This is a genomic window from Pseudomonas sp. B21-015 (genome assembly GCF_024749285.1).
Lineage (GTDB): Bacteria > Pseudomonadota > Gammaproteobacteria > Pseudomonadales > Pseudomonadaceae > Aquipseudomonas.
In genome coordinates this window covers 3,987,894-4,010,888 of sequence record NZ_CP087196.1, presented here as the reverse complement: position 1 = coordinate 4,010,888, position 22,995 = coordinate 3,987,894, and the positions used below count along the sequence as shown (strand labels likewise).

At 60.5% G+C, this 22,995-nt stretch carries 16 protein-coding genes; 13 read left to right on the top strand and 3 right to left on the bottom strand.

What is annotated here, in order from left to right; all coding sequences use genetic code 11:
* Positions 1–77 precede the first annotated feature (77 nt).
* The 4 genes from LOY38_RS17980 to LOY38_RS17965 all read left to right on the top strand — a co-directional run bounded on the left by LOY38_RS17980 (position 78) and on the right by LOY38_RS17965 (position 5,180).
* Positions 78–1,037 (top strand): tRNA-dihydrouridine synthase, encoded by a 960-nt coding sequence (locus LOY38_RS17980; protein WP_258696388.1) that lies wholly within the window; start codon positions 78–80, stop codon positions 1,035–1,037.
* Positions 1,038–1,168: 131 nt separating this feature from the next.
* A complete protein-coding gene (locus LOY38_RS17975) occupies positions 1,169–1,615 on the top strand; it encodes an Hsp20 family protein (protein ID WP_007905974.1) in 447 nt (148 codons plus the stop codon).
* 188 nt (positions 1,616–1,803) lie between these two features.
* Positions 1,804–2,502, top strand: coding sequence for a DUF1266 domain-containing protein (locus tag LOY38_RS17970; RefSeq protein ID WP_258696387.1), 699 nt, complete (start codon positions 1,804–1,806; stop codon positions 2,500–2,502).
* Complete coding sequence (locus tag LOY38_RS17965; protein ID WP_258696386.1) at positions 2,499–5,180, top strand: DUF805 domain-containing protein; 2,682 nt, start codon at positions 2,499–2,501, stop codon at positions 5,178–5,180. The genes LOY38_RS17970 and LOY38_RS17965 overlap by 4 nt, the downstream gene beginning before the upstream one ends.
* On the opposite strand, the gene LOY38_RS17960 is transcribed toward LOY38_RS17965, so the two are convergent.
* The 3 genes from LOY38_RS17960 to LOY38_RS17950 all read right to left on the bottom strand — a co-directional run bounded on the left by LOY38_RS17960 (position 5,177) and on the right by LOY38_RS17950 (position 11,235).
* A complete protein-coding gene (locus tag LOY38_RS17960) occupies positions 5,177–6,868 on the bottom strand; it encodes a molecular chaperone HscC (protein WP_258696385.1) in 1,692 nt (563 codons plus the stop codon). The genes LOY38_RS17965 and LOY38_RS17960 overlap by 4 nt on opposite strands.
* A gap of 115 nt (positions 6,869–6,983) precedes the next feature.
* Entirely contained in the window at positions 6,984–10,262 is a 3,279-nt protein-coding gene (locus LOY38_RS17955) for a PAS domain S-box protein (RefSeq protein WP_258696384.1), read from the bottom strand.
* Between the two features lie 82 nt (positions 10,263–10,344).
* Positions 10,345–11,235 carry a LysR family transcriptional regulator gene (locus LOY38_RS17950; RefSeq protein WP_258696383.1) on the bottom strand — a complete coding sequence of 297 codons (891 nt, stop codon included), beginning with the start codon at positions 11,233–11,235 and terminating at the stop codon, positions 10,345–10,347.
* Positions 11,236–11,381: 146 nt separating this feature from the next.
* Between LOY38_RS17950 and leuC the strand changes: the two genes are divergently transcribed.
* The 9 genes from leuC to LOY38_RS17905 all read left to right on the top strand — a co-directional run bounded on the left by leuC (position 11,382) and on the right by LOY38_RS17905 (position 22,692).
* Positions 11,382–12,800 carry a 3-isopropylmalate dehydratase large subunit gene (gene leuC / locus LOY38_RS17945; RefSeq protein ID WP_258696382.1) on the top strand — a complete coding sequence of 473 codons (1,419 nt, stop codon included), beginning with the start codon at positions 11,382–11,384 and terminating at the stop codon, positions 12,798–12,800.
* A gap of 11 nt (positions 12,801–12,811) precedes the next feature.
* Positions 12,812–13,456: a 3-isopropylmalate dehydratase small subunit gene (gene leuD, locus LOY38_RS17940; protein WP_258696381.1), complete on the top strand. Its 645-nt coding sequence runs from the start codon at positions 12,812–12,814 to the stop codon at positions 13,454–13,456.
* Between the two features lie 155 nt (positions 13,457–13,611).
* Positions 13,612–14,379 (top strand): class I SAM-dependent methyltransferase, encoded by a 768-nt coding sequence (locus LOY38_RS17935; protein WP_258696380.1) that lies wholly within the window; start codon positions 13,612–13,614, stop codon positions 14,377–14,379.
* A 79-nt stretch (positions 14,380–14,458) separates the two neighbouring features.
* Positions 14,459–15,541: a 3-isopropylmalate dehydrogenase gene (leuB, locus tag LOY38_RS17930; RefSeq protein ID WP_007935187.1), complete on the top strand. Its 1,083-nt coding sequence runs from the start codon at positions 14,459–14,461 to the stop codon at positions 15,539–15,541.
* 67 nt (positions 15,542–15,608) lie between these two features.
* Positions 15,609–16,721 (top strand): aspartate-semialdehyde dehydrogenase, encoded by a 1,113-nt coding sequence (gene asd, locus LOY38_RS17925; protein ID WP_008075929.1) that lies wholly within the window; start codon positions 15,609–15,611, stop codon positions 16,719–16,721.
* A 248-nt stretch (positions 16,722–16,969) separates the two neighbouring features.
* Complete coding sequence (locus tag LOY38_RS17920) at positions 16,970–17,980, top strand: aspartate-semialdehyde dehydrogenase (protein ID WP_258696379.1); 1,011 nt, start codon at positions 16,970–16,972, stop codon at positions 17,978–17,980.
* A 207-nt stretch (positions 17,981–18,187) separates the two neighbouring features.
* Positions 18,188–20,842, top strand: coding sequence for a FimV/HubP family polar landmark protein (locus LOY38_RS17915; protein WP_258696378.1), 2,655 nt, complete (start codon positions 18,188–18,190; stop codon positions 20,840–20,842).
* 338 nt (positions 20,843–21,180) lie between these two features.
* Positions 21,181–22,005, top strand: a complete 825-nt coding sequence (truA, locus tag LOY38_RS17910) for a tRNA pseudouridine(38-40) synthase TruA (RefSeq protein ID WP_258700747.1) — start codon at positions 21,181–21,183, stop codon at positions 22,003–22,005.
* A 63-nt stretch (positions 22,006–22,068) separates the two neighbouring features.
* Positions 22,069–22,692, top strand: a complete 624-nt coding sequence (locus LOY38_RS17905; RefSeq protein ID WP_258696377.1) for a phosphoribosylanthranilate isomerase — start codon at positions 22,069–22,071, stop codon at positions 22,690–22,692.
* Positions 22,693–22,995 lie beyond the last annotated feature (303 nt).

The window sequence follows — 22,995 nt, the reverse complement described above, 5'->3', positions numbered from 1 at the left end:
AGGGAATCTGCGATGTTCTGCAGATTCCTCGCGCAATCCAGTAAACTGCCGCACGTTTTTCGTTGAGTGTGTTTTTCATGCAAATTGCTTTGGCGCCCATGGAGGGGTTGGTCGACAACATCCTGCGGGACGTGCTGACCCGTGTGGGCGGTATCGATTGGTGCGTGACCGAGTTCATTCGGATCAACGATCAACTGCTCACGCCTGCCTATTACCACAAGTTCGGCCCGGAACTGTTGACCGGCGCCCGAACCGCGTCCGGCGTTCCGCTACGGGTGCAACTGCTCGGCTCCGATCCGGTGTGCCTGGCGGAAAACGCTGCGCTGGCCTGCGAGTTGGGTTCCGAGGTCATCGACCTGAACTTCGGTTGCCCGGCCAAGACCGTGAACAAGTCCCGTGGCGGCGCGGTGCTGCTCAAAGAACCTGAACTGCTCAACGAAATCGTCGAACACGTCCGTCGTGCCGTCCCCGCGCACATTCCGGTGACTGCCAAGATGCGCCTGGGCTTCGACAGCCCGGACGGTGCGCTGGTCTGCGCCACGGCCTTGGCCGAAGGCGGCGCGGCGCACATTGTGGTTCACGCACGGACCAAGACTGATGGCTACAAGCCGCCGGCTCACTGGGAATGGATCCCGCGGGTGCAGGACGTGGTCAAGGTGCCGGTGTTCGCCAACGGCGACATCTGGAGCGTCGAGGACTGGCGCCGCTGCCGCGAGATCAGCGGCGTCGAGGACATCATGCTGGGTCGTGGTCTGGTATCGCGCCCGGATCTGGCCCGGCAGATCGCCGCTGCCCGCGCCGGTGAAGAGGTCGTCGAGATGACCTGGGTCGAGCTGCTGCCGCTGATTCAGGACTTCTGGCTGCAAGCCAAGGCACAGATGACGCCACGCCAATCGCCAGGTCGCTTGAAGCAGTGGCTGGCGATGCTGACCCGTAATTATCCCGAAGCGGTAGAGTTGTTCACCGTCCTGCGTCGAGAAACCGAGCTGGATCAGGTCTCGCGTTTACTGGGTTTGCAGGTGTCTGAAGCAGCCTGAATCTGCTTGAAAAAAATCTGAAAATAATCTCTTGAAAAGTAATCAGCGATCCTTATCTAAGGATTACGCGATGCCGAATTCGGGTCGCGGAGACAAAAAAACTTGCTGATTATGTTCAGGAGATTTGAATCATGAGTACTGCATTTTCCCTGGCCCCACTGTTCCGTTCCTCGGTAGGTTTCGACCGTTTCAACGACCTGTTCGAAACCGCCCTGCGCAATGAGCCAGGCAGCACCTATCCACCCTACAACGTTGAAAAATACGGTGATGACCAATACCGCATCGTCGTAGCGGCCGCCGGTTTCCAGGAAGAAGACCTGGACCTGCAAGTGGAGAAAGGTGTGCTGACCATCAGTGGCGGCAAACGTGACGCGGACGAAAGCGTCACTTACCTGTACCAAGGCATCGCGCAACGCGCCTTCAAACTGTCGTTCCGTCTGGCGGACCATATCGAAATCAAGGCCGCCGAACTGCGCAACGGTTTGTTGAGTATCGACCTGCTGCGCGTGATACCGGAAGAAGCGAAAGCCAAACGCATCCCGATCAACGGGACGCAGAAGCCGGCTCTGCAGCATTGAGTCATTCGAAGGAATACATTCGTTTGAACAGTCTGTAACCCGCTGAATGAAGGCCCCGACTTGTCGGGGCCTTTTTGTTTCCAGGCAAAAAACAGCAATGCAAGCTTTGCCGCCCTGCGACGGTTTCTCTACAATCCGCGCCAGTTTGCCGACCCCCATCCTGCCTGGTCGGCCCGGAGCTTTTTTTCATGGAAGAGATACAACAGCGTTGGCTGTGCGGTCTTTCTGCGCCGATGGTGGCCCTCAATCCTCGCGCCCATTATGACGAGCCTGCTTTCTACTCCGATCCGCAATTTATCGACCTGCAATGCAGCTGGGGCATCAGCGACCGGCCGCAGCTATTAAGCATGCTCGAAGGGATGGCGGACGACGGTCATGCCTCTCATCTCGATGGGGCATATCGGTCGTGGCAGCGTTGCTTGCCGAGCGAATGGCAGGCACTGCTTGAAGCACTGTCGCCCCGCGAACGCGACTTGCACGAATTCGCCGGGCGTACCTTCGGTGGATGCGGGCCGGGTGGCATCAGGGCCTGGGATCTCGGGCGAATGGGGTTTCTTTTGCGCTGCGGCTTGCGCAATGAGTGGATCAATTTAACTGAAAGTCTTTGGCTACATGGCCGACTCGCCGTAAGAGCGCAATACCATTACGGCAGTTGGTTCTCCTATTTCAATGGTTTCCTGGCCGGTCATGCGTTCTGGAGCTGTCTGGGTAACAGTGACGAACAGATGGCTCACGAGCTTGATCGGCAAGGGGAGTTTTCCCGTAGCGCTTTCATTGCGCGCGGTCTTTCGCGCGACATCCCTTCTTTCCTGGTAGACCTGCCCTGGCACACGGACCTCAACCCACCGCCACGCCCGGCGTCCCTTGAGGAGTTCGACTGGTCATGAGTTGCTGGATACGCTTGGGTATAGAACCCACCAAAGACCAGACAATCATTCGAAATGCCTACCGCGCGCGTCTGCCGGAGCACCATCCGGAGAGTGATCCTGAGGGCTTTCAGGCACTGCGTGAGGCCTATGAAAGTGCCACCCGCTTCGCTCGTCAGGAAGAGGACGAAATCGAAGATGAAGGTGCTGCTGCCCCCGAGGTTCCGCAGACCTTGGTGGATTTTTACGCGTTGCTCGAAGATCCGGCCCGGCGCTTCAATCCAGAGGCCTGGCAAGCGTTCGTTAAAGCGTTGGATCAACTGCCTCTGGACGCTTTTGATGACCTCGGTTGGGGGCTGTTCCATGCATTGGCCAATGCCGGATCGCTGTCTTACCGCTGCGCAAATCTGCTGGCGCAACGGATGGGGTGGGAGCACCAGCTGTTGGATCTGGGGTTCGAGCAGGCGAATAAAGTCGAACAGTTCCTGCAACGCATCAAGGCGCCAGACCCGTTCGACACGACACTGATGAGCGGCTGGTCCGAGCCTGCGCAGATAGAAACGCTGTGGCATGCCCGCAGCCTCGACTACCTCTTCAAACATCGTCCGCTCCATGAGTTTGAAGACTTCGCCAGCCATCACACCTGTTTGCCGCTGCCGGCGGACGAAGCATTCATCGAGCGTTTGCTGGTGCAGTTCACTCAGGCGGGTATCGGTGGTCCAGGTCTGCAGCAGCTGTGTGTCGAACAACAGAGCCAAGCGCCAGACGATGTCGATTGGCTTTATTTGTTGGCTTGTCAAAACGACTTGTTGGGGCTTGAGGATGAGGCGTTGCCCTGCTGGATCCGGCTTTGGCTGGAGCATCGTCACCCGAAGGCTGAGAGCTGTTTGCTGGAGCTTTGCGCCAAGCGTCAGCCGGATTTCCTCCCGCTGCTGATTCAGGCATTTGACCGTCTGGAAAATTTCCGTGACTGGTCCCATGACCTCGACGATGTCACTCAAGAATATGGCAGCCCTTCACAGCGGCCCGAAACGCTGGCTCGCTGGCTTGGGGTCGGGCAACTCAATCTGCAGGGTTTGGCAGCCTCATTTGTCGATTGGCGGATGACGGGGGATGAACTGCCTCTGCTGGCATTGCTTCTAGGGGAGCATGCGGATTCCCGCTTGCAGCGTCTGTACCGGCATGCATGGGCCTTGCATCGTGGCGATACAGGGTTGTTGCAACAAATACTGGAGGAGCCGCATCCGTTCGATGCCCTTGAGGGGTTGGTGCTGAGCGGGTTCAAGTATCAGGCAGAGCAGCAACTCTGTTGGTTGAATCGGGCGCCGATTCCGTTGGCAATGAAGGCCTTTCTCAGCAGTCGTTCAGTTGAGCCGCAACTGGCCGAGGAACTGACAAAAGATGAGCCGCACAAGATTTGTCGCCTGTGGCTGGGCAGGTTGCGGGCTTACGACCCGTCTGCCCTGGTGCGGATCGATCAGGCATTTGACTTGCTGGACGCAGAAGCGGACGCGAACTTGCGGAGCTTGAGCCTGCTGGTTCAATTGGGACAGCGAGGTGCAGTCCTGCCGGACATTGCCCAAGGCGAGGCAGCATGGCAATGGCACGCTCAAACGGTCTTCCTGCTGGCATTGCTTGAACAGCCTGAGCGTTGGCTGACGTTGATCGATACGCAATGCCTGGAGCGACTGGAGGTCAACCCGGCTCATCCCCTGAGTCGGCTCCAGCCGTTGTTGCGACGTTTGCAGCGTGAGCAAGGTAACTGCACCGGTTTGCTGGGGTGGCTGCAAGGTACCGATCCGGTCCATGGCTTGCTCGTGCAGCAGCTGTTCAATGTGCAACAGGCCCTCGACAGCGCAGCGCTGCCCGGTAATGCGCAGCTCTATACCTGCATTGAAAGTGATCCTGATGCGTGCGGCGAGGATTTGTTGGGGTTGATGCTGCTCTGGGGGGTGCTGTATCACGATCCGAGCCTTGACGCGGAGCAGCATCGCGCACTGTTGCAATCCATCGCCGCTATCAGTTGTGAAGATGACTGGTTCGAAGCGTTCCGTAATGGTTTGATCAAGGGGGATCCTGTTTGGCCACCGCGCAAAGTGCTGACGGATTTCGACGTCGACAAGCTGCTGGTCTATGAAGTCCTCGATACGCTGAGAAGCCTGATTCGTTATGGCGCGGCAGGAGTGCCGAGGACCAAGGTGCTGCAACAGTTGCAGCGCGGCAAGGATGACGCCGCGAACAGTGTGGGCTTGCGTCTGGCATTGACTGCCTTGCTGTCCTGGAGTGAACGCCTGCTCCTGGCTAAAAGCGACACTCGCCCGGTGCCGTCTGCTGCGGTCTGGCGCTTGGGCACGCGATTGGGGCGCAAGGCGTTTATCGGGCAGGTACTGGGGTGTGTGGTGATCACCCCGATCGTGGCGCTGCTCAGCGGCACCACCATCTCGGGGATTGTCATGCTGCTACTGGGCATCGCATTGTTGCTCAGTGCAATTCTGCGCCGGCTGCATGATATCGGCCGCGGGATTCCCACACTGCTGATTATCGCCTGCCTGACGCCGGTATTGCCGTTCCTGCCTCTGGTGTTGTTCGGCTTTCCCGGCGACAAGCTGCCTAACCGCTATGGTGTGCCGCCGGACAGCGCCGGCGAGGCCGCGCTGCCCGGTGGTTTGCAGGCGACCCTGCGGCGGCTTAACGGCTAAAGGCGCAGTTGATCCAGCGCTTTATTGAGTTGTGACCGATGGCTGGCAATCTCCACCGATTGCTGGCCACCGAGCACGGCGGTAAAGGCATCCAGCCAATCGGCAATTTGTTCGCGCTCATCGCCCAGGCTTTGCGTCCACGCACGCTCCAGTCGTGCCAGCAGGGTGCGATTGGGCAGCGCATCCCGTGGATGGATTTTCAGGGCGCTGAGCCGTTCATGGCTGTTTTGCCGTGACTGCGGGTCGAGCCCGGTGGGGCTGCGATCAATGCTGTGGCTGTGGCGTTCGCCGCTGGCCAGCAGAGTGACGTCAACTTCAAGCAAGCCGTTGATATCGTAGCTGAAGCGCACATCCAGAGCCTGTGTCTGGTCGCCGGGTGTCACCGCGACGTCGAAGGCATCGATGAAAATATTGTCCCGTACCCACGGCCGTTCACCCTGATAGACCGCGATCCGGATGTGGTCTTGCTGCGGATGGGTGGTGTAAAAGCGTTGCACCCGAGAGGTCGGGATCACGGTGTTGCGTTCGATGATCGGCGAGAAGGCGCCGCTGACGTCTTCACCGCGACTGGTCGAGATGCCCAGCGTATATGGGCAGACGTCGGTCAGGATCAGCTCCTCGATTGCGCTGTCTCGGGCCTTGCACGCCGCCTGGGTGGCGGCGCCCAGTGCGACAATCGTGTCCGGGTCGAGGTGGCGATAGGGCAGGCGCCCGAACAGTGTGGCGACCATCTGCTGCACGGCTGGCATCCGCGTAGCACCGCCGACCAGCACCAGGCTGTCGAGATCCCGGGGCTTGAGCCGTGCATCGCGCAGGGCTTGTTCGATGGGAGCGCGCAACCGGGCCAGTAGCGGCTCCCAGATTTTCAGCGCGGCGGCCTCATCCAGCGACCACTCGCGCAAGACGCCGGCGCCGTTCCAGTTCAGATGCTGAGTGCCTTCACTGAGTTTGCATTTGAGTTGCTCCAGAGCATCGCCCAGGCTGGCCAGCCCCTGGCCGTCGATCAGCTGCGGAGTGAGTTGCCAGTCTTTCAGGCAGGCCTGTAACAGCGCAGCGGTGAAGTCTTCACCACCGAGGAAGTTGTCGCCGGTGGAGGCATGCACTTCAATCAGCGGCAGTGCGTATTCCAGTACCGTGACATCGAAGGTGCCGCCGCCGAGGTCGAAAATCAGCGTGCGCTCGAATTTCTGCTCGTGCAGCCCGTACGCCATGGCGGCGGCGGTCGGCTCGTTGATCAGCCGCGACACCGTGAGGCCTGCCAGTTCGGCGGCAAACAGCGTGCGTTTGCGTTGCTCGTCACTGAAGTAGGCGGGCACCGAAATCACCGCCTCATGCACCGGATGGCCCAGCCAGGCTTCGGCATCCTGTTTGAGTGAACCGATCACCAGCGCTGACAGTTCTTCCGGGCTGAATTGCCGTGCGCCCAGTTCGAACTGTTTGTCGCTGCCCATAAAACGCTTGAACGCCGCCACCGTGCGTTCCGGATGGGTGGTCAGGCGAGCGCGGGCGGCCTTGCCCACCAGAATGCTGTCATCCTCATCGAGGCTGACCACTGAGGGGGTGAGGACATCGCCAAGGGCATTGGGAATCAACTGTGCCCGACCTTCCTGCCAAACGGCGATCAGGCTATTGGTGGTCCCAAGGTCGATACCCAGCAAGGCCGGGCGGGGGAGGGTTGCATCCTGCATGGTTGATCTCTTTGAGGCAGTGCAAAAAAAACGCGACCCTACAGGTTGAGAGAAAAACTGGCAATTGGAGTGCCTGTTACGGAACGTCTCCCCCTCAGTGCATCAGTGACACCGACTATTTAAGCAGCTTCTGAAACTCCTCCACCGGCAACGGTCGGCTGTGCAAATACCCCTGATACAAATGGCAGTCCAGCCCCTGCAAAAACTCCAGTTGCTCTGCGGTTTCCACCCCTTCGGCGATCACGTTCAGCGCCAGGCTGCGAGCCATGGCGACGATGGCGCGAATGATTTCGGCGTCGTTGGGGTCGGTGGTGGCGTCGCGGATGAACGACTGGTCGATTTTCAGGGTGTCTACCGGCAGGCGCTTGAGGTAGGTCAGTGAGGAATAACCGGTACCGAAATCGTCCATGGCAAAGCTCACGCCGAGTTTTTTCAGGCGACGCATTTTGTTGATGGTGTCGTCCAGGTTCTGGATAACGATGCCTTCGGTGATTTCCAGTTTCAGCAACGAACAGGGCAGGCCGTGGCTGCTGAGGCTGTATTCGACACGTTCGACGAAATCGTTCTGGCGAAATTGCCGTGGGCTGATGTTCACGCACAGGCTGAAATCGAGCGGGTCGATCAGGCCCTTGGCGATCAGGTGTTTGAAGGCCGCGCAGGCTTCGTCGAGGATCCATGTACCGACTTCCAGAATCAGCCCGCTGTCTTCCAGGACCTTGATGAACTCGGTGGGCGATTGCGCGCCAAATTCAGGGTGGTGCCAGCGCACCAGGGCTTCGGCACCGGTAATGCGGTTGTCGCGGGCGTCCACCTGAGGTTGGTATTGCACGCTGAATTCACCCCGGGAAAGGGCCAGGCGCAGGTCGGTTTCCATGCGCAGGCGTTCGCTGGCGGCCTTCTGCATGGTGTTGTGATACATCTGCGTGGTGTTGCGGCCCGAGTCCTTGGCGCGATAGAGAGCGATGTCGGCGCGTTTGAGCAGGTCGGTCGGGGTCGAGCCGTGGTCGGGGATCAGCGCAATGCCGATGCTCGGCGTCACTTGCAGGCGCTGTCCGTCGAGGAACATCGGCTCGGACAGCAGTTCGCGCAAGGTGTCCGCCACTTCCCGCACTTGAAGGCTGACGTCGCTGCGCGAGCCTTCCAGGCCGCTGAGCAGCACCACGAACTCATCGCCGCCCAGGCGCGCAACGGTGTCTTCCATGCGCACGCTGGCTTCAAGGCGCGCGGTGATGATCTTCAGCACGGTATCGCCCACCGGGTGGCCGAGGGAGTCGTTGATGTGCTTGAAATGGTCGAGATCGAGGAACATCAGGGCGCCGCGCAGGCTGTGGCGCTTGAGCAGGGCGATTTGCTGGCTCAGGCGATCCATCAGCAGGGCGCGGTTGGGCAGGTTGGTCAACGGGTCGTGGTAGGCCAGGTGACGGATCTGTGCTTCGGCGTTTTTCAGCAGGCTGACGTCCCGGGCGGTCAGCAGCAGGCAGGCGGTTTCGTTGAGGGTAATGGGCTCCACCGACACTTCGACGGTCAGCAATTCGCCCCGTTTATTGCGCCCGAGCATTTCCTGATGGTGAACCCGGCCCTTGATCTTTAACTCCGCCAGCAGCGCCGAGCGTTGTTTCTCTTCGGCCCAGATGCCGACCTGATACACCGTGCGGCCGATCACTTCGTCGGCGCGGTAGCCGGTCAGGCGACAGAAACCATCGTTGACCTCCAGATAGCGCCCGGTGTCGCGTTCGGTAATGGTGATGGCGTCGGGGCTCGAGTGGAACGCCTTGGCGAACTTCTCCTCGCTGGCCTTGAGCGCCGCTTCGGAGCGTTGCTGCTGGGTGATGTCGCGCAGGGTGGTGACGATGCAGGGTTGGTCGCCGACGCTGATCTGGCGGCTGGAAATCACGCAGGTCAGGGACTGCCCGTCCTTGTGTTGAACGATGATCGCCACATTGTTCAGGCCCTGTTCGCGGATGACCCGCTCGATCCTTTGCAGGCTTTTCGCCGAAGCGTCCCACAGGCCGATTTCGTCGGCGCTGCGGCCAATCACGTCGGCGGCGCTCCAGCCGAAGGTCTGAGTGAAACTGGAGTTGATCTCGATGAAATGGCCGGTGTCCTGGCGCGTGACACAGATCGGGTCCGGGCTGACCTGGAACAAGGTGGCGAATTTTTCTTCCGAGGCCACCAGTTGCTGTTCGCGTTCCACCTGATCAGTGATGTCCAGCAGTGTGCCGGCCATGCGCAGTGGGTTGCCCTGTTCGTCGCGGTAGAGTCTGGCGCGGCTTTCCAGATAGCGCGAGCTGCCGTCCTGCAATTGCACGCGGTACGTCAGTTGATAATTGCCGGCCGGGCCTTCACGCAAACTGCGGTAGGCGTCGCGCATGGTGTCGCGTTCATCGCCGGGCACGCCTTCGAAAAATGCCTCGAAGGACTCATGGAAGGGTTTGGGCTCTAGCCCATGCAGTTGAGCGGCCCGCGCCGAACCGTAAAGCATGCCGCTGGGAATGTGCCAGTCCCAGGTGCCGAGTTGCGCCGAGTCAAGGGCCAGGTCGAGGCGTTCCTGGCTGTCTTTGAGGGCGTGTTCGGCGATTTTGCGTTCGGTGGTGTCGAGGAACGTGCTCAGCAGATAGGGCTGGCCTTCGAGTTCGACCTTTTGCGCGCTGAGGATGCCGTCGTGAACCTGCCCATTGCTGGCGCGAAACTGCACCTCCATGTTGATCAGCTCACCTTTGGCCTTGGTGGCCTTGACCAACTGCGTGCGTTGTTCCGGGTTGACCCAAAGGCCCAGCTCGAGCGTGGTTCGGCCGATGGCGTCTTGCACCGGCCAGCCGAACAGGCTTTCGAAATACTGGTTGGCTTCGGTGATCAGGCCGTCTTCCTGGCGGGTCAGCAGCACCATGTTCGGGCACAAGTGAAACAGCGTGGCGAAGCGTTTTTCCGAGCTGCTCAGCGCCTGTTCGCGCTGGCGCTGATGGGTGATTTCACGAATGACCCCGATCATTCGCGGCCGGCCGTTTTTGTCCGGCAACAGGCTGCCGTTGATTTCCAGCCAGTGCAGGCTGCCGTCGGGCCAGCGGATGCGGTGGTGCATCGCCTGTTCCAGCGGCGCGCCGGCGATTACCGCGTGGAAGGCGCGAATGGCTTTCGCCCGATCTTCCTGAGGCAGCAGGTCGAGGTATTCCAGGTCCTCGGGCAACGGCTGGCGGGGATCGAAGCCGAACAGCGCCTGAGTGCCCCGGGACCAACTGATTTGCCCGCGCTCGATGTCCCAATACCAGGCGCCGAGCCGAGCACCGTTGAGGGCCGCCAGCAACTGCGGGGCGCTTTCCCAGCTCTGCTCAGACCGTTTTGGATCAAGTGCCTGAATTCGCGGCATCGGCGGCGTACGTTCAACAGATTTGGGCATGGATAACAGGCCTTGGGCTGAATTGGGCGTTAGGCACAGGTTTTTAGGCTCTATAGGCGTAGCACAAAAGAAGTAGCACAGCTTAGCCGCGAGTCCCTGGCTGATCGATTTGTGCATCCAGCAGGGCCATAAAGGCCCGCGCCGCGTTCGACAGCGTCCGTTCGGTGTGCAGGATATAGCCTAGCTGGCGAGTGAGCTGTATGCCCGGCAAAGGTATGCGCGCCACTTGATCGTCCAGCATGGTGCGCGGCAAAACGCTCCAGGCCAGCCCGATCGAGACCATCATTTTTATGGTTTCCAGATAATTCGTGCTCATGGCGATGTTCGGCGTCAGGCCCTGGGCTTCGAACAGGCGCTGCACGATGTGGTGGGTGAAGGTGTTGCCGCCGGGGAAAACCGCGGGGTGCAGGGCAATATCCGCCAGGCTGACCGCGCCGTTACTGATCAGCGAATGCTCCGGGGCAACCACGAAATCCAGCGGGTCATCCCACACGGGTGTGGCCTTGACCAGTGCGTGAGGCTCAGGTGCAAGGGTAATCACCGCCAGTTCGGCACGGCCATGGAGGATTTCTTCGTAAGCCACTTCTGAATCGAGGAACTGAATGTCCAGCGCCACCTGCGGGTAACGTCGAGTGAACTCCCGTAATAAGGGTGGCAAACGGTGCAGCCCAATGTGATGACTGGTGGCCAGTGTCAGACGACCGGTGACTTCGCCGGTCAGGTTGGTCAGGGCGCGGCGGGTGTCATCCAGCACATTGAGGATCTGATAGGCCCGAGGCAGCAGGGCACGACCGGCTTCGGTCAGGCTGACTTCCCGGCCCAGTCGATCGAACAGTCGCACCTTCAATTGCTGCTCCAGCCCGGCGATGCGCTTGCTGATGGCCGGTTGCGTCAGATGCAGCCGTTCGCCGGCGCCGGAGAAGCTTCCAGTCTCGGCGATCGCGATAAAAGCGTTGAGGTTGGCCAGATCCATGTTCGTATTCCAGTTGGTTATCCAAAGCATAAAAAATATGAATTTGAGTTATTTAATGTAACCCCCTAGGATCGACCTCACAAGCCAAAGGGTTATTGAATTGTTCAAACCCGGGGCATAGAAACAAGCTGATGAGGAACCGTCTGATGGCCGGCAAAACGCTCTACGACAAGCTCTGGGATTCGCATTTGGTCAAGCAGCGCGACGATGGCTCGGCGCTGATCTATATCGATCGTCACATCATCCACGAAGTGACCTCGCCGCAAGCCTTCGAAGGCCTGCGTCTGGCCGGGCGCAAGCCGTGGCGCATCGATGCCAACATCGCGACCCCGGACCACAACGTTCCGACCACCCCGGAGCGCAAGGGCGGCATCGAAGCGATTGTCGACCAGGTCTCGCGTTTGCAGGTTCAGACTCTCGACGATAACTGTGATGAATACGGCATCGTCGAATTCAAAATGAATGACGTGCGCCAAGGCATCGTTCACGTGATCGGCCCGGAGCAGGGTGCGACCTTGCCGGGCATGACCGTGGTCTGCGGCGACTCCCACACCTCGACCCACGGCGCGTTCGGCGCCCTGGCTCACGGTATTGGTACTTCCGAGGTCGAGCACGTGCTCGCCACCCAGTGCCTGGTCGCCAAGAAAATGAAGAACATGCTGGTGTCGGTCGAGGGCAAATTGCCGTTCGGCGTGACGGCCAAGGACATCGTCCTCGCGGTGATCGGCAAGATCGGCACCGCTGGTGGTAATGGCCACGCCATCGAGTTCGCCGGTAGCGCGATTCGCGATCTGTCGGTCGAAGGCCGCATGACCATCTGCAACATGTCCATCGAGGCCGGCGCTCGCGTAGGGCTGGTGGCTGCCGATGAAAAAACCGTGGCTTACGTCAAGGGCCGTCCATTCGCCCCGAAAGGCGCGGAATGGGACTTGGCCGTCGAAGCCTGGAAAGACCTGGTGTCCGATGCCGATGCGAAGTTCGACACCATCGTCGAACTCGATGCCACTCAAATCAAGCCGCAAGTCAGCTGGGGCACCTCGCCTGAGATGGTCCTGGCGGTGGATCAGAACGTTCCTGATCCTGCTAAGGAAATGGACCTGGTCAAGCGTGGCTCCATTGAGCGCGCCTTGAAATACATGGGTTTGACCGCCAATCAGGCGATCACCGACATTCAGCTGGACCGCGTATTCATTGGCTCCTGCACCAACTCGCGGATCGAAGACCTGCGTGCCGCTGCCGTGATCGCCAAGGGCCGCAAAGTGGCTTCGACCATCAAACAGGCCATCGTGGTGCCGGGTTCGGGGCTGGTGAAGGCTCAGGCCGAATCCGAAGGCCTGGACAAGATTTTCCTCGAAGCCGGTTTTGAATGGCGTGAGCCAGGCTGCTCGATGTGCCTGGCGATGAACCCGGACCGTTTGGAGTCGGGCGAGCATTGCGCGTCGACCTCCAACCGTAACTTCGAAGGCCGTCAGGGCGCTGGTGGCCGTACGCACCTCGTCAGCCCGGCCATGGCGGCCGCCGCAGCGGTGAACGGTCGTTTCGTCGACGTCCGTGAATTGATCTAAAGGAGCGCAGCATGAAAGCTTTTACCCAGCACACTGGTCTTGTCGCGCCTTTGGATCGTGCCAACGTCGACACCGATCAGATCATTCCGAAGCAGTTCTTGAAGTCGATCAAGCGCACCGGTTTCGGTCCGAACCTGTTCGATGAGTGGCGTTATCTGGATGTCGGGCAGCCGTATCAGGACAACTCCAAGCGCCCGTTGAACAAGGACTTCGTCCTCAACGCCGAGCGTTATCAAGGTGCGAGCGTATTGCTGGCCCGTGAGAACTTCGGTTGCGGCTCCAGCCGCGAACACGCGCCGTGGGCACTGGAAGAGTACGGTTTCCGCAGCATCATCGCGCCGAGCTACGCCGACATCTTCTTCAACAACAGCTTCAAGAACGGCTTGCTGCCGATCATCCTGAGCGACGCTGAAGTCGATGAGCTGTTCCAACAGGTTGAAGCGACTCCGGGCTATCAGTTGCAGGTTGATCTGCAAGCTCAGACAGTGACCCGTCCGGATGGCAAGGTGTTGAATTTTGAGATCGATGCCTTCCGCAAACACTGCCTGCTCAATGGTCTGGACGATATCGGCCTGACCTTGCAGGACGGCGAGGCGATTGCCGCGTTTGAAGCCAAACACCGCGCGAGCCAGCCGTGGTTGTTTCGCGACGCGTGATTGATCCGGGAATTGTAAGGATAGGACCGGCCTCATCGCGGGCAAGCCCGCTCCCACAGGTTTTGTGAACACCGCAAATCCCTGTAGGAGCGAGGCTTGCCCGCGAAGAGGCCCGCACAGACAACACAAGGCCAAACCCCAAAAAGGAAGTCCCCATGACCAGCACCGCCCAGCACAGTCAGGTAGTACAAAAGCAATTCGGTGAACAGGCCTCGGCCTATCTGAGCAGCGCCGTACACGCTCAAGGCACTGAATTTGCGCTGCTACAGGCTGAGCTGGCGGGGCAGGGCGATGCCCGGGTGCTCGACCTCGGTTGCGGCGCCGGCCACGTGAGTTTTCACGTGGCCTCGCTGGCCAAGGAAGTGGTGGCTTACGATTTGTCTCAGCAGATGCTCGACGTGGTGGCCGCTGCTGCCGTCGATCGTGGCTTGAGCAACGTGTCCACGGTACTGGGTGCCGCCGAGCGCCTGCCGTTCGCCGATGGCGAGTTCGATTTCGTCTTCAGCCGTTATTCGGCGCACCATTGGAGCGACCTTGGGCTGGCCCTGCGCGAAGTTCGTCGGGTACTGAAGCCGGGCGGGGTGGCGGCGTTCATCGATGTGTTGTCACCGGGCAGCCCGTTGTTCGACACTTACCTGCAAAGCGTCGAAGTGCTGCGCGACACCAGCCACGTGCGCGATTATTCTGCCGGTGAGTGGTTGCGCCAGGTCAGCGAAGCCGGGTTGCATACCCGCAGCACCACGCGCCAACGGCTGCGTCTGGAGTACACGTCGTGGGTCGAGCGCATGCGCACGCCGCAAGTGATGCGCGCGGCGATCCGCGAGTTGCAGCAATCGATGGGCAACGAAGTGCGCGAATATTTTGAGATTGAGGCCGATGGTTCGTTCAGTACCGATGTGCTGGTGCTGATGGCTGAACGATAAGCTCTAAATGAGAACTACCGAGCGATAGAATTTTTCCGGACGCGCCCGCGGGCGCGCCGACTGATGACATGAGGAAAGCATGAGCAAGCAGATTCTGATTCTCCCGGGCGACGGTATTGGCCCGGAAATCATGGCCGAAGCGGTCAAGGTGCTGGAGTTGGCGAACGACAAGTACAGCCTGGGCTTCGAACTGAGCCATGACGTGATCGGTGGCGCCGCCATCGACAAGCACGGTGTGCCGCTGGCCGACGAAACCCTGGCCCGTGCCCGTGCCGCCGATGCGGTATTGCTGGGCGCAGTGGGCGGTCCGAAATGGGACACCATCGAACGTGATATCCGCCCTGAGCGCGGCCTGCTGAAAATCCGTGCGCAACTGGGCCTTTTCGGCAACCTGCGTCCGGCGATCCTGTACCCGCAACTGGCCGAGGCTTCCAGCCTGAAGGCAGAAATCGTGGCCGGTCTGGACATCCTGATCGTCCGTGAACTGACCGGCGGCATCTACTTCGGCGCGCCACGTGGCGTGCGCGAACTGGAAAATGGCGAGCGTCAGGCCTACGACACCCTGCCGTACAGCGAAACCGAAATCCGCCGTATTGCCCGTGTCGGTTTCGACATGGCCCGCGTGCGCGGCAAAAAGCTGTGCTCGGTGGACAAGGCCAACGTGCTGGCGTCCAGCCAACTGTGGCGTGAAATCGTCGAGCAAGTGGCCAAGGACTACCCGGACGTCGAACTGAGCCACATGTACGTCGACAACGCCGCCATGCAACTGGTGCGTGCACCGAAGCAGTTCGACGTGATCGTCACCGACAACCTGTTCGGCGACATTCTTTCCGACGAAGCGTCGATGCTCACCGGTTCCATCGGCATGCTGCCGTCGGCGTCGCTGGATGCCAACAACAAAGGCATGTACGAGCCGTGCCATGGTTCGGCGCCGGACATCGCTGGCAAGGGCATTGCCAACCCGTTGGCGACCATTCTGTCGGTGTCGATGATGCTGCGTTACAGCTTCAATCTGCAGGATGCGGCCGATGCCATCGAGAAGGCCGTAAGCCTGGTATTGGATCAGGGCCTGCGCACGGGTGACATCTGGTCGGCCGGTTGCACCAAGGTCGGTACGCAGGAAATGGGCGACGCAGTAGTCGCCGCGCTGCGGAATCTGTAATCTCTCTGGCCCGCTGCAATTTTCAACCATGAAAGCAGCGGCCCACTTTCAAGAAGGTGTAGTTGCGATGAAACGTGTAGGTCTGATCGGTTGGCGCGGTATGGTCGGTTCCGTGCTCATGCAGCGGATGCTGGAAGAGCAGGATTTCGATCTTATCGAGCCGGTGTTTTTCACCACTTCCAATGTCGGTGGCCAAGGCCCGTCCGTGGGCAAGGACATTGCTCCGCTCAAGGACGCTTACAGCATTGAAGAGCTGAAAACCCTTGACGTGATTCTGACCTGCCAGGGTGGCGACTACACCAGCGAAGTCTTCCCGAAACTGCGCGAAGCCGGCTGGCAGGGTTACTGGATCGACGCCGCTTCCAGCCTGCGTATGCAGGATGACGCGGTGATCGTGCTGGACCCGGTGAACCGCAAGGTCATCGACCAGCAGCTCGATGCGGGCACCAAGAACTACATCGGCGGCAACTGCACCGTCAGCCTGATGCTGATGGGCCTGGGCGGTCTGTTCGAAGCCGGTCTGGTCGAGTGGATGAGCGCCATGACCTATCAGGCGGCCTCCGGTGGCGGCGCGCAGCACATGCGTGAACTGATCAAGCAAATGGGTGTGACCCACGCCGCTGTCGCCGATCAACTGGCCGACCCGGCCAGCGCCATTCTCGACATCGACCGTCGTGTCGCCGAAGCCATGCGCAGCGACGCGTACCCGACCGAAAACTTCGGCGTACCGCTGGCCGGCAGCCTGATCCCGTGGATCGACAAGGAACTGCCGAACGGCCAGAGTCGCGAAGAGTGGAAGGCTCAGGCCGAGACCAACAAGATCCTCGGTCGCTTCAAGAGCCCGATCCCGGTGGACGGCATCTGCGTGCGCATCGGCGCCATGCGTTGCCACAGCCAGGCGCTGACCATCAAGCTGAACAAAGACGTGCCGATCGCCGACATCGAAGGGCTGATCAGCCAGCACAACCCATGGGTCAAGCTGGTGCCGAACAACCGTGAGATCAGCATGCAGGAGCTGAGCCCGACGAAAGTCACCGGCACCCTGAACGTGCCGGTCGGTCGTCTGCGCAAGCTGAACATGGGTTCGCAGTTCGTCGGTGCCTTCACTGTCGGCGACCAACTGCTGTGGGGCGCGGCCGAACCGCTGCGTCGCATGTTGCGGATCCTGCTTGAGCGTTGATCGATTGAAGTAATGAAAAAACCGCGCCTTGAAAGAGGGGCGGTTTTTTTTTGCCCACCGATCGTTCCCACGCTCTGCGTGGGAATGCATCTCGTGACGCTCCGCGTCACTGCCTCAACGGCGGACGCAGAGCGTCCATGGCGGCATTCCCACGCAGAGCGTGGGAACGATCAGGATGGGGTGTGAATTGCCTCGCTGCCAACCACCCGGTAAAGTGCCGCTCCCCCCGTTTCGCCAGAGGTTGAACCATGAGCCAGTCCTTCGATATTGCCGTGATCGGCGCCACCGGTACTGTCGGCGAAACACTCGTCCAGATTCTCGAAGAGCGCGACTTTCCGGTCGGCAACCTGCACCTGCTGGCGAGCAGTGAATCGGCCGGGCATTCGGTGCCGTTTCGCGGCAAGAACGTGCGGGTGCGGGAAGTCGATGAATTCGATTTCAGCAAAGTGCAGTTGGTGTTCTTCGCCGCCGGTCCGGCGGTGACACTCAGTTTCGCCCCGCGCGCCACGGCTGCCGGTTGCGCGCTGATCGACCTGTCTGGCGCGTTGCCGGCCGATCAGGCGCCGCAAGTCGTGCCTGAGGCCAACGCTGCAATTCTGGCTGGCCTGAAAAAGCCCTTCCAGGTCAGCAGCCCAAGCCCTGCGGCCGCGACACTGGCGGTGGTGCTGGCGCCGTTACTCGGCTTGTTCGACCTGCAACGCATCAGCCTGACGGCCTGTCTGGCGGTATCTGCCCAAGGCCGCGAAGCCGTCACCGAGCTGGCCCGGCAAACCGCCGAACTGCTCAACGTGCGTCCTCTGGAGCCGGCTTTCTTCGATCGGCAGATGGCTTTCAACCTGCTGGCGCAAGTCGGTGCGCCCGATGCTCAGGGGCACACGCTGCTGGAAAAGCGCCTGGTACGGGAGCTGCGTCAGGTCATGGCTCTGCCTTTATTAAAGATTTCCGTCACTTGCATTCAAGCCCCGGTGTTTTTTGGCGATAGCTATAGCGTGACCTTGCAGTCATCAAGTGCTGTCGACCTGGCGAAAGTCAACGCGGCACTGGAAGCGGCGCCTGGTATCGAGCTGGTCGAGGCGGGTGATTACCCGACCCCGGTAGGCGATGCGGTAGGGCAGGACGTGGTTTACGTTGGTCGGGTTCGCAGTGGTATCGACGATCCGGCGGAACTTAATATGTGGCTGACGTCAGATAACGTACGCAAAGGCGCCGCGCTCAATGCTGTGCAGGTGGCTGAATTGTTGATAAAAGACCTGCTGTAAAAGATACTTGGCAACAATTTTTCGAATGATTCCAGCCAGGCGCCATATTTGGCTGGAACGCTTCAGGCGAGCCACCCCGCAGGGCTTTCGTCGCATGAATGAAATGATCGCGCGCAACGACCCTTCGTCGCCGCGCGCAACGCCTTACGGCAGCGGCAATCAACACCTTCTCGCTGGCCGAGGAATGTTCAAACAAAGGATGAGGCTATGGTTCAAGTTCGCAAACTGGTGTTAGCAATAGCGGCCGCCTCGGCGCTGTCCTCCGGTACGGCGCATGCCCTCGGGCTCGGGGAATTGACCCTGAAGTCGACGCTGAACCAGCCTTTGGTGGCGGAAATCGAGCTGCTTGATGTCAAGGATCTCACGGCTGCCGAAGTGGTGCCGAGCCTGGCCTCGCCCGAAGACTTCGCCAAGGCCGGTGTCGACCGCCAGGCGTTTCTCAACGACTTGACCTTTACCCCGGTGCTTAACGCCAGCGGTAAAAGCATCCTGCGCATCACGTCCAGCAAACCGCTGTCCGAGCCAATGGTGAAATTCCTGGTTCAGGTGATGTGGCCTAATGGTCGTTTGTTGCGCGATTACAGCGTGCTGCTCGATCCGTCCAAGTTCTCGCCGCAGACCGCCGATGCCGCCGCGCAACCGGCGCCAGCCCAAGCGGTGACCGCGCCGGTCACCGGTGCGACCAAGTCGTCTCAATACACCACCACGCCACGCGATACCCTGTGGGAAATCGCGGCGAAGGCGCGTAATGGCGGCTCGGTCCAGCAGACCATGCTGGCCATTCAGGCGCTGAACCCGGATGCGTTCATCGATGGCAACATCAACCGACTGAAAACCGGCCACGTGCTGCGTCTGCCTGATCAGGTGCAGAGCACCAGCCTGCCGCAACCCAAGGCCATCGCTGAGGTCGCCGCGCAGAACACTGCGTGGCGCCAGGGTCGTCGCTACGTGGCGAAACCCGGGGCCGGGCAGCAGCAACTCGATGCCACCAAGCGCGCTCGCGGTGAAGGCGCTTCGTCGCAAGCCGCCGCAGACAAGCTGAGCCTGGTCTCTGCCGACACCGGCAAGGGTCGTGGCAAGGGGGCCGCCGGTGATGCGAAAGCTTTGAGCAGCAAGCTGGCTGTGACCCAGGAAAGCCTCGACACGACCCGTCGTGACAACGCCGAACTGAAAAGCCGGATGACCGATCTGCAAAGTCAGCTGGACAAGCTGCAACGCCTGATCGAGCTGAAGAATAACCAGTTGGCCAAGCTGCAGGCAGAAGGCGCCGCAGGTGCGCCGGCTGCGGCGACTGCTCCGGTGATGTCGGCTGAATTGGCGGCTAATCCTGCGGCAACGCCTGCGGACGTGGCTCCGGTAGCGCCTGCCCCCGAGGCTGTCGCACCGCAAGCCGTTCCGGCGCCAGTCGTCGAGACGCCCCCTGCGACCTCCGACGATCAGAAATTCAACGAACTGCTGACCAATCCGATCCTGCTGGGTCTGGTGGGCGGTGGGGCGGTGGTTCTGCTGCTGTTGCTGCTGTTGCTGGCCCGTCGCCGCAAGGCTCAGCAAGAGGCCGAGAAGCATCTGCGCATGGCTCGTGCCTTGGCGGAGGAGCAAGAGTTCTCCGTCGACCAAGACCTGCCGGAAAGCAGCTTCGAAGGTCTTGAGGTTCCGCCGCCGAGCGTGAAACTCGCGACTGCGCCAACGCCTGCACCCGCACCGACCCCGGTGATTGCCCCGGTTGTGGTGACGCCACCGATCGCTGCGCCGCTGGTATCGCCTGCCGCCGAACGCTCTGACGATGTGCTGGCCCAGGCACAGACGCACATCGCGGGCGGTCGCCTGAATCAGGCCGCCGCTTTGCTGGACGACGGTATCAAGCAAGAACCACAGCGCAGTGACCTGCGCCTGAAACTGATGGAGGTTTATGGTCAGCAGGGCGATCGCGATGCGTTCGTTGCTCAGGAGCGTCAACTGGTAGCCAACGGCGACAACTTCGCCCGGGTCGAGCAGCTGAAAAGCCGCTTCCCGGCGATGGCTGTCGCAGTTGCGGGTGGCCTGGCCGCTGCGGCGATCGCTGCCGAACTGGACGCGCAGTACGTCAAGGACCTGCTGCTGGACGAGCCGCAAGCCCCGGAGCCGGCATTGGCCGATGACGACTTCGACAGCGCCTTTGATCTGAGCCTGGACGATCTGGAGCCGGCTGCTCCAGTCGCGCCTGTCGTTGCGCCGGAGCTTGCGCCAGAGCCGGAACCAGAACTCCAGGCTGAGCTGGACGATTTCCCGCTGGACGACGACCTGAGCTTTGAGTCGGTATTGCAGCAGCAGACCGAAATCAAGGAAAACCTCGATGATCTGTCGGACTTCGATCTGGACATGGACCTGGGAGGCGATGCCTCGCCGGCGACCCTGGCCGAAGACGATTTCCTGCTGAGTCTGGATGACGGCCTCAAGGACTTGCCGGCCGCCGAAGTGCCGACCATCACTGAAGCGCCGACCGTGACTGAGGCGCCGCTCGACGACCTGGAGTTGCCGGCGGACTTCGACCTGTCGCTGGCCGATGAAATGGACGCCGTTGCGGATCAGCCGGATGCCTTCGAAAACGAACTCAACGATGTCAACGCTGAGCTGGATCGTCTGTCCCAGAGCCTCGGTGAGCCGAGCTTCACTGCGGAAGACGCTTTGGCCTCCGTGGCTGATGAGCCGGACTTCGATTTCCTCTCCGGCACCGACGAAGTCGCCACCAAGCTCGACCTGGCTCAGGCCTACATCGACATGGGTGACAACGACGGCGCCCGAGACATCCTCAATGAGGTGGTGGCCGAGGGTGATGCCGGTCAGAAGAGCGAAGCCAAGGAAATGCTGTCTCGTCTGGCGTGAGTCATCGGTAAGGCGTAAACAGAACGGCAGCCCATCGAGGCTGCCGTTTTTGTTTTGACGGTAATGCGATAGTGGCTGTTCGATCGCCTTCGCGAGCAAGCCCGCTCCCACAATGATTGGGGGGCATTACTTGCGGCTGGTACCAATCCTCTGTGGGAGCGGGCTTGCTCGCGAAGGGGGCATCTCATCCAGCATCAACATCGGCAGTTGAGCCGGTCGGGCAGGGCACAGAAAACACACGCCTCTGGCATCCCGGTCCGGCGGCCTTATAATGCCTGCCTTTGCGTAGACCAGCAGGCTGTCACCCCTTGGCAAATATAGATAATCCGGCCGCCGAAATGGCGGCCGACGGCTTTTTCCGGATCGCGTTGGGCGTTGAATACAAAGGTTCGCGTTATCGCGGCTGGCAACGTCAGGCCTCCGGTGTGGACACGGTGCAGGAAACCCTCGAAAAGGCCTTGTCCAAAGTCGCCGACTCACCTGTGTCGCTGCATTGCGCCGGGCGCACCGATGCCGGGGTACATGCCTGCGGGCAGGTGGTGCATTTCGACACTCAGGTCGAGCGCTCGATGAAGGCCTGGGTCATGGGCGCCAACATCAACTTGCCGCACGACATCAGCGTTAGCTGGGCCAAGGTCATGCCGGCGCATTTCCATGCTCGGTTCAAGGCCATCGCCCGGCGGTATCGCTACGTGATCTACAACGATCAGATCCGTCCGGCGCACCTGAACGAAGAAATCACCTGGAACCACCGCCCGCTGGACGTCGAGCGCATGTCCGAAGCGGCGCAGTATCTGGTCGGCACCCATGACTTCAGCGCCTTCCGCGCCGGTCAATGCCAGGCCAAGTCGCCGATCAAAGAGCTGCATCACCTGCGCGTTACACGCCATGGCAAAATGATCGTGCTGGATATCCGCGCCAGTGCGTTCCTGCATCACATGGTGCGCAACATCGCCGGGGTGCTGATGACCATCGGTGCTGGCGAGCGTCCCGTGGCGTGGATGAAAGAGGTGCTGGAGAGTCGCGTTCGGCGTTCTGGCGGGGTGACCGCCCATCCGTTTGGCCTGTATCTGGTGCAAGTCGAGTACCACGACGAGTTTGAATTGCCCGAGCGCTACCTCGGCCCGCACTTCCTCACCGGCTTCTCTGAACTTGACGGCTGACGCCCTCGAACGCTTTTGATACCATCCGGGACTTTCCCGGATTTGCCCTGAGGTTCTATCGATATGTCGGCCGTTCGCAGCAAAATTTGTGGGATTACCCGCATAGAGGATGCGTTGGCGGCGGTCGAGGCCGGGGCCGATGCCATCGGATTCGTGTTCTACGCCCAAAGCCCGCGGGCCGTGACATTTCAGCAGGCGCGCTCGATCATCAAGGCATTGCCGCCGTTCGTGACCACCGTGGGATTGTTCGTCAACGCCAGCCACTGTGAGTTGGGGGAAATCCTCGATGCCGTGCCGCTGGACCTGTTGCAATTCCATGGTGACGAAACCGCCGCGGAGTGCGAAGGCTGGCGCCGACCGTACATCAAGGCGTTGCGGGTCAAGGCTGGTGATGACATCGCAGCAGGTTGCGATGCCTACGCCAGTGCCAGCGGGATCTTGCTCGACACTTATGTCGAAGGCGTGCCGGGCGGAACCGGTGAGGCCTTTGACTGGTCACTGATACCGCACGGCTTGAGCAAGCCGATCATTCTGGCGGGCGGTTTGACGCCGGACAATGTCGCTGAGGCAATTGTCCGGGTTCGGCCTTACGCGGTAGACGTCAGCGGTGGGGTAGAGGCGAGCAAGGGCATCAAGGATCACGCAAAGATTCAGGCATTCATCAAAGCTGTTGCAGGAGCTGTGTAGGAACTTGCAGGAGCTGTCGAGTGAAACGAGGCTGCGATCTTCAGGATCAAAAGATCGCAGCCTCGTTTCACTCGACAGCTCCTACGTTGATGTGACGGCTGGCAGACTGCCGCCGTCCACTGCTCTGTATAAAACAGGTGCACCTGCACAAAGCAGGCAGGGCTGAGGATGTTTTGGGTTGTACGCAGGTCACGTTTCGCTGACCCGGCAAGCCATCGATCATCGCCACACACACACATGAATTTAGGTCAAGGGCATACGCGGGGCTGCGAACCAGAGCGTTCGGGCCACCGGTACTGGAGA